Annotated in this window: 9 protein-coding genes; all 9 read left to right on the forward strand. The window is 70.4% G+C overall.

All coding sequences use genetic code 11. The annotated features are described in order from the left end of the window. The first annotated feature begins 1 nt into the window (after position 1). The 9 genes from nuoE to JQX11_RS16125 all read left to right on the forward strand — a co-directional run bounded on the left by nuoE (position 2) and on the right by JQX11_RS16125 (position 11517). On the forward strand, positions 2-1102 hold the full coding sequence (gene nuoE / locus JQX11_RS16085) for an NADH-quinone oxidoreductase subunit NuoE (RefSeq protein ID WP_204925770.1): 1101 nt from the start codon (positions 2-4) through the stop codon (positions 1100-1102). Then, positions 1099-2415 carry an NADH-quinone oxidoreductase subunit NuoF gene (gene nuoF, locus JQX11_RS16090; RefSeq protein WP_204925771.1) on the forward strand — a complete coding sequence of 439 codons (1317 nt, stop codon included), beginning with the start codon at positions 1099-1101 and terminating at the stop codon, positions 2413-2415. Before nuoE ends, nuoF begins: the two co-directional genes overlap by 4 nt. After that, positions 2415-4841: an NADH-quinone oxidoreductase subunit G gene (locus JQX11_RS16095; protein ID WP_204925772.1), complete on the forward strand. Its 2427-nt coding sequence runs from the start codon at positions 2415-2417 to the stop codon at positions 4839-4841. The genes nuoF and JQX11_RS16095 overlap by 1 nt, the downstream gene beginning before the upstream one ends. After that, complete coding sequence (nuoH, locus tag JQX11_RS16100) at positions 4838-6187, forward strand: NADH-quinone oxidoreductase subunit NuoH (protein WP_204925773.1); 1350 nt, start codon at positions 4838-4840, stop codon at positions 6185-6187. Before JQX11_RS16095 ends, nuoH begins: the two co-directional genes overlap by 4 nt. A gap of 1 nt (position 6188) precedes the next feature. Continuing rightward, positions 6189-6827, forward strand: coding sequence for an NADH-quinone oxidoreductase subunit NuoI (gene nuoI / locus JQX11_RS16105; RefSeq protein WP_204925774.1), 639 nt, complete (start codon positions 6189-6191; stop codon positions 6825-6827). Continuing rightward, complete coding sequence (locus tag JQX11_RS16110; RefSeq protein WP_088646150.1) at positions 6824-7594, forward strand: NADH-quinone oxidoreductase subunit J; 771 nt, start codon at positions 6824-6826, stop codon at positions 7592-7594. The genes nuoI and JQX11_RS16110 overlap by 4 nt, the downstream gene beginning before the upstream one ends. 55 nt (positions 7595-7649) lie before the next feature. After that, the gene (gene nuoK, locus JQX11_RS16115; RefSeq protein ID WP_067300503.1) at positions 7650-7949 is read left to right on the forward strand and encodes an NADH-quinone oxidoreductase subunit NuoK; all 300 of its coding nucleotides are present in this window, start codon (positions 7650-7652) and stop codon (positions 7947-7949) included. 12 nt (positions 7950-7961) lie between these two features. Next, on the forward strand, positions 7962-9920 hold the full coding sequence (gene nuoL / locus JQX11_RS16120) for an NADH-quinone oxidoreductase subunit L (protein ID WP_204925775.1): 1959 nt from the start codon (positions 7962-7964) through the stop codon (positions 9918-9920). Between the two features lie 64 nt (positions 9921-9984). Beyond that, positions 9985-11517, forward strand: a complete 1533-nt coding sequence (locus tag JQX11_RS16125; RefSeq protein ID WP_204925776.1) for an NADH-quinone oxidoreductase subunit M — start codon at positions 9985-9987, stop codon at positions 11515-11517. The last annotated feature ends 9 nt before the right edge of the window (positions 11518-11526 follow it).

Consider the following 11526-nt stretch of genomic DNA (forward strand, 5'->3'; position numbering starts at 1 on the left):
GATGACGACGTTTACTGAAGAGACCCGGGTCCGGGCGCGGGAGATCATCGCCCGCTACCCGGCCGACCGGTCCCGCTCGGCGTTGCTGCCGCTGCTGCACCTGGTGCAGGCCGAGGAGGGCTACGTCTCCCCGGCCGGGGTGGCGTTCTGCGCCGAGGTGCTGGGGCTGAACAAGGCCCAGGTCGGCGCGGTGGCCACCTTCTACACCATGTACAAGCGCCGGCCCACCGGTGACTACCTGGTCAGCGTCTGCACCAACACGATGTGCAACGTGCTCGGCGGGCAGGAGGTCTACGACACGCTCGCCGAGCACCTCGGCGTCGGGCACGACGAGACCACCGCCGACGGGAAGATCACCCTGGAGCACGCCGAGTGCCTGGCGGCGTGCGACTACGGCCCGGTGATGACCGTCAACTACGACTTCTTCGACGGCGTCGACCCGCAGGGCGCGGTCGGTGTGGTGGACGAGCTGCGCGCCGGGGGCCGGCCGATGCCGACCCGGGGTGCCCGGCTCTGCACGCTCAAGGAGATGGCGGTGCAGCTCGCCGGCTTCGCCGACGAGCGTGAGGGCGCGGTCGCCGACGGCGGACCGGGCGAGGCCACCCTGCGTGGCCTGCGCCTGGCCGAGCAGCACGGCATCACGGCACCGGGGTACGACCCGAAGACCCCGATCCGCAGCAAGGCCGAGGCCGACCGGGCCGCCGCCGAGGCCAAGGCGAAGGCCGAGGCCGCCAAGGCTCCCGCGCCGGCCGCCCCGGCGGCGAAGCCGGAGCAGGTCACCGGCAGCACCGCGCCGGACGTGAAGGCCCCGGACGACAAGTCGCCGCAGGTGCGTACCGCCGAGACCCGGCAGCCCGACGCGGCCACCGCCGTGCCGGACGCCCCCGGCACCCGGGTCCCGACCGACGGCGCGCCACCGGCCACCCGCGACGCGCAGGCGGCGCAGGCGGCCGGGGTGGCCGCGAACGCCCCCGCCGGTGACGGCAAGCCCGCCGGCGACGAGGCCGGCGCGCAGGAGCGCAACCTCAAGGAAGCCGAGGCGGAAACGGGCGCTGCGGGCGCGGGCTCCGCCGTCGCGAGCGAGACGGGGGCCAAGAAGTGACCACTCCCCGGCCGGAGACCCTGGCCAAGCTGACCCCGGTGCTGACCCGCCGCTGGCTCTCCCCGGACGCCTGGCGGATCGGTGCCTACGAGAATCTCGACGGCTACGCCGCGCTGCGTAAGGCCCTCAAGGCCCACCCGGACGACCTGATCCAGCTGATCAAGGACTCCGGGTTGCGTGGGCGGGGTGGCGCGGGCTTCCCCACCGGCCTCAAGTGGGGCTTCATCCCGCAGGGTGACGGCAAGCCCCACTACCTGGTGGTCAACGCCGACGAGGGCGAGCCGGGCACCTGCAAGGACCTGCCGCTGATGACCCACGACCCGCACTCGCTGGTCGAGGGGGTCATCATCGCCTCGTACGCGATCCGGGCCAGCCGGGCCTACATCTACATCCGGGGCGAGGCGGTGCACGCCGCCCGCCGGCTGCGTAACGCGGTGGCCGAGGCGCAGGCCAAGGGCTACCTCGGGCGCAACATCCTGGGCACCGGGTTCGACCTGGAACTGGTGGTGCACTCCGGTGCCGGGGCGTACATCTGCGGCGAGGAGACGGCGCTGCTGGACTCGCTGGAGGGGTTCCGGGGTCAGCCCCGGCTCCGCCCGCCGTTCCCGGCCACCCACGGCCTGTACGCCAGCCCGACGGTGGTCAACAACGTCGGCACCATCGCCAGCGTGCCGTACATCGTGCTGGGCGGTGCGGACTGGTGGAAGTCGATGGGCACCGAGAAGTCGTCCGGGCCGATGATCTACTCGCTGTCCGGCCGGATCGTCAACCCGGGTCAGTTCGAGTGCGGCCTGGGCGTCACCCTGCGCGAGCTGATCGAGCTGGCCGGCGGGATGCAGCCCGGTCACCAGCTCCGGTTCTGGACGCCAGGTGGCTCGTCGACCCCGCTGCTCACCGCCGAGCACCTGGACGTGCCGCTGGACTTCGAGGGGGTGGCGGCGGCCGGCTCGATCCTGGGCACCACGGCCACCCAGATCTTCTCCGACCAGGACTGCCCGGTCTACGCGACCTACCGGTGGCTGGAGTTCTACCACCACGAGTCGTGCGGCAAGTGCACCCCGTGCCGCGAGGGCAACTACTGGATGGTCCGGGTCTACCGGCGGATCCTCGCCGGCCAGGGCACCCACGAGGACCTGGACACCCTGCTCGACACCTGCGACAACATCCTCGGCCGCTCGTTCTGCGGTCTGGGTGACGGCGCGACCAGCTCGGTGACCTCGTCGTTGCAGTACTTCAAGCAGGACTACCTCGACTACATCGAGGGGCGTACCGCGCCGAAGCTCTCCGACAAGCAGCTGGTTGGAGCCCACTGATGACCGACGTGGCGAAGGCCGCCGAGACCGTAACGCTCACCATCGACGGCGTCGAGGTCACCGCCCCCAAGGGGGCGCTGCTGATCCGGGTCGCCGAGCAGTTGGGCACCGAGATCCCCCGGTTCTGCGACCACCCGCTGCTGGCCCCGGCCGGCGCCTGCCGGCAGTGCCTGGTGGAGGTGGAGGGGCAGCGCAAGCCGGTCGCCTCCTGCACCCAGACCGTCGCCGAGGGCATGGTGGTCCGTACCCAGCTCACCTCCCCGGTCGCCAAGAAGGCGCAGGAGGGGGTGATGGAGCTGCTGCTGGTCAACCACCCGCTGGACTGCCCGATGTGTGACAAGGGTGGTGAGTGCCCGCTGCAGAACCAGGCGATGTCCACCGGCCGTACCGACTCGCGCTTCCACGAGCACAAGCGGGAGTACGAGAAGCCGATGGAGATCAGCACCCAGGTGCTGCTCGACCGGGAGCGCTGCGTGCTCTGCCAGCGCTGCACCCGGTTCTCCGAGGAGATCGCCGGCGACAAGTTCATCGACCTGATGGGCCGGTCGTCCGCCGAGGAGATCAACATCTACCGGGACGACGCGTACGGCGCGGAGGGCGACTCCGGCGACGTCCCGTTCAACTCGTACTTCTCCGGCAACACCGTGCAGATCTGCCCGGTCGGCGCGCTCACCGGGGCGCAGTACCGGTTCCGGGCCCGCCCGTTCGACCTGGTCTCCAGCCCGAGCGTCTGCGAGCACTGTTCGGCCGGCTGCGCGCAGCGCACCGACTGGCGGCGGGGCAAGGTGCTGCGCCGTCTCGCCGGGGACGACCCGCAGGTCAACGAGGAGTGGAACTGCGACAAGGGGCGGTGGGGCTTCCAGTACACCCGCGCCTTCGACCGGCTCACCTCCCCGCTGGTCCGCGACGAGAAGTCCGGTGAGCTGCGGGAGGCGTCCTGGAGCGAGGCGCTGACCCGGGCCGCCGACGGGCTGCGGGCCGCCCGCGACGAGGGTCGCGGCACGGCGGTGCTGACCGGCGGCCGGCTGACCGTCGAGGACGCCTACGCGTACGCGAAGTTCGCCCGGGTCGCCCTGAACACCAACGACATCGACTTCCGGGCCCGGCCGGTCTCCCGCGAGGAGTCCGACTTCCTGGCCAGCACCGTCGCCGGGGTCACCGACGTGACCTACGCCGACGTGGAGAAGGCGTCCTCGGTGGTGCTGGTCGGGCTGGAGCCGGAGGAGGAGTGCCCGATCCTCTTCCTGCGGCTGCGCAAGGCGTACCTGAAGAAGAAGCTGACGGTCTACGCGATCGCCCCGTTCGCCACCCGGGGCCTGGAGAAGCTCGGGGCCAAGCTGGCCCGGGTGGTGCCGGGCGAGGAGGCGAGCGTGCTCGCCGAGCACGACACGGTGGCCGAGGCGCTGAGCGCCGAGGGCGCGATCCTGTTCGTCGGCGAGCGGCTGGCCGGCGTACCCGGTGGCCTCTCCGCCGCCGCGGACGTCGCCCGGCGTACCGGTGCGAAGCTGGCCTGGGTGCCGCGGCGCGCGGGTGACCGGGGTGCGGTCGACGCGGGCTGCCTGCCCAACCTGCTGCCGGGCGGGCGTCCGGTGACCGAGCCGTCGGCCCGCGCCGAGCTGGGCGAGGCGTGGGACATCCCGGCCGGGGTGATCCCCAGCCAGGCCGGTCGGGACACCGACCAGATCCTGGCCGCCGCCGCTAACGGTCAGCTCGGTGCCCTGGTGGTGGCCGGTGTGGACCCGGCCGACCTGGCCGACCCGAGGCTGGCCGAGCAGGCGCTCGACGCGGTGCCCTTCCTGGTCAGCCTGGAGCTGCGCAACTCGGCGGTGGCCCGTCGGGCCGACGTGGTGCTGCCGGTGGCCCCGGTGGTCGAGAAGGCCGGCAGCTTCCTCGACTGGGAGGGCCGGCTGCGCACCTTCGAGGCGGTGCTGCACACCGCCGCGATGACCGACGCCCGGGTGCTGGACGCGCTCGCCGCGCAGCTCGACGTCCGGCTCGGCACCGGCGACGTGTCGAGCATCCGCCGGGAGTTGGGCGCGCTGCCGCCGACCCGGGCGGACCGGCCGGTCAGCCCGTCGGTAGCCCCGGCGACCGTGCCCCAGCCGGGTGCGGGCGAGGCGGTGCTGGCGACCTGGCACCAGCTGATCGACCTGGGCAGCCTCACCGACGGTGACGAGCACCTCGCCGGCACCGCCCGCCCGCCGGTGGTCCGGCTGGGCAAGGGCACCGCCGAGACGCTCGGCGTGGCCGACGGTGACCCGGTCACGGTGGGCACCGACCGGGGTGCGGTCACCCTGCCGGCGGCCATCACCGAGATGCCCGACGGCGTCGTCTGGCTGCCGACCAACTCGCCCGGTTCGACCGTACGGCGCAGCCTCGGCGTGGCGTCCGGCACGGTGGTCCGGATCTCCGGAGGTGCACAGTGAACACCCTCCTGGCGCAGGACCCGACACTGGCGGACTTCGGCAGGGACCCGTGGTGGCTGGTCCTTATCAAGATCGTCTTTGCCTTCGTCTTCGGTCTGCTCGCCACCCTGCTCGGCGTCTGGTTCGAGCGGCGGGTCGTCGGCTACATGCAGGTCCGGCCCGGCCCCAACCAGGTCGGCCCGTTCGGCCTGCTGCAGACCCTCGCCGACGGCCTCAAGATGGCCTTCAAGGAGGACATCCTCCCGAAGGCCGCCGACAAGGTGGTCTACTTCTTCGCCCCGGTCATCTCGGTGGTCTGTGCGGTCACTGCGCTGTCGGTGATCCCGTTCGGCCCGATGGTGAGCATCTTCGGCCACCGGACCCCGTTGCAGGTCACCGACGTGCCGGTGGCGGTGCTGGTGCTGCTGGCCTGCTCGTCGCTGGCCGTCTACGGCATCGTGCTCGGCGGCTGGGCCTCCGGCTCGACGTACCCGCTGCTCGGCGGCCTGCGTTCCAGCGCCCAGATGATCTCGTACGAGGTCGCGATGGGGCTGAGCATCGTCGCGGTGTTCATGACCGCCGGCACCATGTCCACCAGCGGGATCGTCGCCGCCCAGGGGGACGCCACCCGGCTCACCATCGGCGGCGTCGAGATCCCCGCGCCGGGCTGGTACGCGATCCTGCTGCTGCCCAGCTTCATCATCTTCTTCATCGCCACCGTCGGTGAGACCAACCGGGCGCCGTTCGACCTGCCCGAGGCCGAGTCGGAGCTGGTCGCCGGCTTCATGACCGAGTACAGCTCGCTGAAGTTCGCGCTGTTCATGCTCTCCGAGTATGTCGCCATGGTGACCATGTCCGCGGTCACCACGACGCTGTTCCTCGGCGGTTGGCGGGCCCCCTGGCCGATCACCCTGTGGGCCGACGCCAACACCGGCTGGTGGCCGATGCTCTGGTTCTTCGGCAAGGTGCTGATGCTGGTCTTCGTCTTCGTCTGGCTCCGGGGCACCCTGCCCCGGCTGCGCTACGACCAGTTCATGCGCTTCGGCTGGAAGGTGCTGCTGCCGATCAACCTGGTCTGGATCCTCGTCCTGGCCGGGCTGCGCTCCATCGAGGACTGGCAGTCGCGGGACCGGCTGCTCGCCACCGCCATCGGCGCGGGCGTGCTGCTGCTGGCGACGCTGCTGTGGCCGAGCCGCAAGCCGGCCCCGAAGCCGACCCCGCAGGAACAGGCCGACAACCGGCCGTACGGCAGCTTCCCGCTGCCCCCGCTGGATCTACAGGTACCACCGAGCCCGCGTACCAAGCGCGTGGTCGCCGAGCGGGAGCCGGCCAACATCGCCACCGGCTCGGACTCCAGGGAGGTGTGACGTGGGCACGATCACCGGAACGTTCAAGGGCTTCGGGGTCACCTTCTCGCACATGTTCAGGAAGGTCGTCACCACCGACTACCCGTTCAAGCCGCCGGTCTCGGCGCCGCGCTACCACGGGCGGCACATCCTCAACCGGCACCCGGACGGCCTGGAGAAGTGCATCGGCTGCGAGCTGTGCGCCTGGGCCTGCCCGGCGGACGCGATCTACGTCGAGGGTGGCGACAACACCGACGAGCAGCGTTTCTCGCCGGGTGAGCGGTACGCCAGCGTCTACCAGATCAACTACGCCCGGTGCATCTTCTGCGGGCTCTGCATCGAGGCCTGCCCGACCCGTTCGCTGACCATGAGCAACGAGTACGAGCTGGCCCGGGACAACCGGCAGGACCTCATCTTCACCAAGGAGCAGTTGCTCGCTCCGCTGCTCGAAGGCATGGAGCAGCCGCCGCACCCGATGCGGCTCGGTGACAGCGAGAAGGACTACTACGTCGGCGCGCTGACCAACCCGGGCACGTCGGCAGGTGCCGAGCAGTCGCCGATGGGGCCCGGCCGCTACCAGGTCGAGGAGCACCCCGGGGTGACCTTCCCGGGTGCCGAGCAGGCGGCCCAGCGGGCGGCGGGCAAGGGAGCCGGAGCATGAACACGTCCACGGTGCTCGCCGCGGCGGGCCAGGTGTCCGGGGGCGAGGAGGTTACCTTCTGGATCCTCGCCCCGCTGGCGCTGATCGGCGCGATCGGCATGGTCTGGGCGCGCAACGCCGTGCACTCGGCGCTGTTCCTGGTGCTCACCATGCTCTGCCTGGGCGTGTTCTACGTGCTCCAGGCCGGGCCGTTCATCGGCATGGTGCAGATCATCGTCTACACCGGCGCGATCATGATGCTGTTCCTGTTCGTGCTGATGCTGGTCGGCCGGGACGCCTCCGACTCGTTGATCGAGACGCTGCGCGGCCAGCGGGTCGCCGCGGTGGTGCTCGGGCTCGGCTTCGCCGGGCTGGTCGGCACCGGCCTGTACCGGGCGCTGAACGGGGTCACCGCCGTCGGCCTGGACCAGGCCAACGCGGAGGGCAACGTGCAGGGCATCGCCCGGCTGCTGTTCACCAAGTACGTCCTGGCCTTCGAGCTGACCTCCGCGCTGCTGATCACGGCGGCGATCGGGGCGATGGTGCTGGCGCACATCGAGCGGCGCAAGGAAGACAAGATGGACCAGGTCGCCACGATGAAGGCCCGGTTCCGCCCCGGCAACTACCCGGGCCCGAAGCCCGGTCCGGGCGTCTTCGCCACCTCCTCCTCGGTGGCCACCCCGGCCCGGCTGCCCGACGGCCGGCTGACCGACCGCAGCACCCCGGCGATCCTGCCGCAGCGGGAGCTGACCGCCGAGGAAACCACCCTGAAGGGGACGGAACGGTGAGCGCGAGGAGTGCAGCGAAGCGGAGCCCCGCAGTCGCGAACGAAAGGTCGGTCCGGTGACCCCCGACTACTACCTGATCCTGGCCGCGGTGCTGTTCACCGTCGGCGCGGTCGGCGTGCTGGTGCGGCGTAACGCGATCGTGCTGTTCATGTGCGTCGAGCTGATGCTCAACGCGGCCAACCTGACGCTGGTCACCTTCAGCCGGATCAACGGTGACCTCAACGGACAGATCATGGCGTTCTTCGTGATGGTGGTGGCGGCGGCCGAGGTCGTGGTCGGGCTCGCGATCATCATGTCGATCTTCCGGACCCGGCGCTCCGCGAGCGTCGACGACGCCAACCTGCTGAAGTACTAAAGGGGCCCTGCGGTGGATGAGATTCTGACGTACGCCCAGGCAGAGCCGGCCGGCGCCGTCACCTACGCGGCGGCGGACGGGCTGCTGAGCAGCGTCTGGCTGCTGGTGGCGATCCCGTTGGCGAGCGCGGCGATCCTGCTGCTGCTCGGCCGGCGGGCCGACCGCTGGGGGCACTGGCTGGGCGTGGCCGCGATCGGCGCCGCGTTCGTGCTGGGGCTCACCTCGTTCTTCCAGCTCCGCGGGCTGGAGAACAAGTCCGTCGAGCTGAGCCTCTGGGACTTCATCACAGTCGGCGACCTGCGGGTGGACTTCGGTCTGCTCTTCGACCCGCTGGCCGCGGTCTTCGTCCTGCTGATCACCGGGGTGGGTTTCCTGATCCACCTCTACGCGGTCGAGTACATGGCGCACGACGAGGGCCGGCGACGGTTCTTCGCGTACTTCAACCTCTTCGTCGCCGCGATGCTGCTGCTGGTGCTCGGCAACAACTACGTGATGCTCTACTTCGGCTGGGAGGGCGTCGGTCTGGCGTCGTACCTGCTGATCTCCTTCTGGTACGGGCGGCCGAGCGCGGCCACCGCCGGTAAGAAGGCGTTCCTGATGAACCGGGTCGGCGACGCCGGCCTGGCGATCGGCATCTTCATCCTGTTCGCCACCCTCGGCACCACCCAGTACGACGAGGTCTTCTCCTCCGTCGGCGGGCTGGCCAGCGGCACGGTGCTGGTGCTGGGCCTGCTGCTGCTGCTCGGCGCGGCCGGCAAGTCCGGTCAGTTCCCGCTCCAGGCGTGGCTGCCGGACGCGATGGAGGGCCCGACCCCGGTGTCGGCGCTCATCCACGCCGCCACCATGGTCACCGCGGGCGTCTACCTGATCGCCCGGTCCAACCCGATCTTCTCGGCCAACGAGACCCTCCAGCTCGTGGTGGTCAGCGTCGGCGCGTTGACCCTGCTGATGGGCTGTGTCATCGGCGCGGCCAAGGACGACATCAAGCGGGTGCTGGCCTGGTCGACCGTCAGCCAGATCGGCTACATGTTCCTCGGCGTCGGCCTCGGCGGCGCGGCGTACGCGCTGGCCATCGTGCACCTGCTGGCGCACGGCTTCTTCAAGGCCAACATGTTCCTCGGTGCCGGCTCGGTGATGCACGGCATGAACGACCAGGTGGACATCCGCCGCTTCGGCGGGCTGTCGAAGTACATGAAGATCACCTGGATCACCTTCATGATGGGCTGGCTGGCCATCATCGGCATGTTCCCGTTCTCCGGCTTCTTCTCCAAGGAGCCGATCATCGTGGCCGCGTTCGAACGGGAGGGCTGGACGGCCTGGCTGTTCGGCGGGGCGGCGCTGCTCGGCGCGGGGTTGACCGCCTTCTACATGACCCGGTTGTTCGTGCTGACCTTCCACGGCCCGAAGCGGTGGACCGAGGACATCGAGCACCCGCACGAGTCGCCGAAGCTGATGACCATCCCGCTGATCCTGCTGGCGATCGGCTCGGTCGGTGCCGGTTTCCTGCTCGCCACCTCCGTCCCGGACTGGCTGACCGCCACCGCCGGGCTGGGCGGCGAGCACGCCGAGCACGCGGCGGTGCTGCCGCACTGGCTGCTGACCACGCTGTCGCTGGTGGTGACGGTGCTCGGTGCCGGGCTGGCCTGGGCGCTGTTCCGCAACGGCACGGCCACCGCGCCGCAGCCCGCCGGGGTGCTGGTCACCGCCGCCCGGCGCAACCTCTACACGGACGCCTTCAACGAGGTGGTCTTCGAGAAGCCGGGCATCTTCCTCACCCGGGCGCTGGTCTTCCTCGACAACCGGGGCGTCGACGGGCTGGTCAACGGCCTGGCCGCCGGGGTCGGGGGCGGTTCGGGTCGGCTCCGGCGGTGGCAGACCGGCTTCGTCCGGTCGTACGCCACCTCGATCCTGACCGGCGCGCTGCTCGTGGTGGCGGCGTTCCTGGCGGTGCAGGCGGGGTGGCTGGCGTGATCGACCTCAATGCGACCGCCCCCGCCGGCGGGCCCCGCATCCACGACGGAGGTAAGGCCGCATAATGTCCAACTTCCCGTTCCTCTCGGTGCTGACCGTGGCACCGCTGGTCGGCGCCCTGGTCGTGGCCTTCCTGCCGCGTCGCCGGCCCGACCTGGCCAAGCAGGTGGCTTTCGGCTGGTCGCTGCTGGTGCTGGCGCTGTCGGTGGTGATGTGGGTTTCCTTCCAGGCCGACGGTGACCGGCTCCAGTTCCGCGAGTCGTACCCGTGGATCCCCACCTGGGACGTCAACTTCACCTTCGCCGTAGACGGCATCGCGCTGGTCATGCTGATGCTGATCGCGGTGTTGGTGCCGCTGGTGATCCTGGCGTCCTGGCACGACGCCGACGCGTCGAAGCGGTCGGTGCCCGCCTACTTCGCCCTGCTGCTCGTCCTCGAATCCACGATGATCGGCGTCTTCGCCGCCGCCGACGTCTTCCTGTTCTACGTGTTCTTCGAGGTCATGCTGGTACCGATGTACTTCCTGATCGGCAGCTACGGCGGCCACCAGCGGCAGTACGCGGCGGTGAAGTTCTTCCTCTACTCGCTGGTCGGCGGGCTGTTCATGCTCGCCGCCGTGATCGGCCTGTGGGTGGTCGGCGGCAAGACCTTCGACTGGCAGACGCTGACCCAGGTGGACATCTCCACCGGCACCGAGCGCTGGCTGTTCCTCGGCTTCTTCCTCGCCTTCGCGATCAAGGCGCCGTTCTTCCCGTTCCACACCTGGCTGCCGGACGCCGGTCGGGCCGCCCCGGCGGGTGCCGCCGCGCTGCTGGTCGGCGTGCTGGACAAGGTCGGCACGTTCGGCATCCTGCGGTACTGCCTGCCGCTGTTCCCGGAGGCGTCGAAGTGGTTCGCCCCCTGGGCGCTGGCGCTGGGGCTGATCGGCATCCTGTACGCCGCGTTGCTGGCCGTCGGCCAGTCCGACCTGAAGCGGCTGGTGTCGTACACCTCGATCGCGCACTTCGGGTTCATCGGGGTCGGCATCTTCGCCTTCACCACGCAGGCGGGTACCGGCGCGGTGCTCTACATGCTCAACCACGGGCTCGCCACCGGCCTGCTGTTCCTGGTCGTCGGGATGCTCATCGCCCGCCGGGGCTCGTCGCTGATCTCCGACTTCGGTGGGGCCGGCAAGCTGGTCCCGCTGCTGGCGGGGGTGCTCTTCTTCGCCGGTCTGGCCTCGCTGGCGCTGCCCGGCACCGCGCCGTTCGTCTCCGAGTTCCTGGTGTTGATCGGCACCTTCACGGTGAACAAGCCGGTCGCGGTGATCGCCACCCTGGGCATCATCCTGGCGGCGGCGTACGTGCTGTGGATGGTGCAGCGCACCACCCAGGGCACGCTCAACCCGGAGTTGACCGAGGTCAAGGCGATGCACCGCGACCTCACCCTGCGCGAGAAGGCAGTGGTCGCCCCGCTGATCGCCCTGATCGTGCTGCTCGGCTTCTACCCCAAGCCGGTCACCGATGTGATCAACCCCGCCGTCCAGGCGACCATGCAGGACGTCGGCAAGACCGATCCCGCCCCTGAGGTCGGCAGCGTCCAGGAGGCTGCGCAGTGAGCCCCGCAG

This window comes from Micromonospora humida (assembly GCF_016901255.1).
Taxonomy (GTDB): Bacteria; Actinomycetota; Actinomycetes; order Mycobacteriales; family Micromonosporaceae; genus Micromonospora; species Micromonospora wenchangensis.

What these genes read in the sequence shown, in the direction of transcription:
- JQX11_RS16125 (WP_204925776.1), top strand. Translation starts at nt 9,985, where the DNA reads ATGTCCAACTTCCCGTTCCTCTCGGTGCTGACCGTGGCACCGCTGGTC.
- nuoE (WP_204925770.1), top strand. Translation starts at nt 2, where the DNA reads ATGACGACGTTTACTGAAGAGACCCGGGTCCGGGCGCGGGAGATCATC.
- JQX11_RS16110 (WP_088646150.1), top strand. Translation starts at nt 6,824, where the DNA reads ATGAACACGTCCACGGTGCTCGCCGCGGCGGGCCAGGTGTCCGGGGGC.
- JQX11_RS16095 (WP_204925772.1), top strand. Translation starts at nt 2,415, where the DNA reads ATGACCGACGTGGCGAAGGCCGCCGAGACCGTAACGCTCACCATCGAC.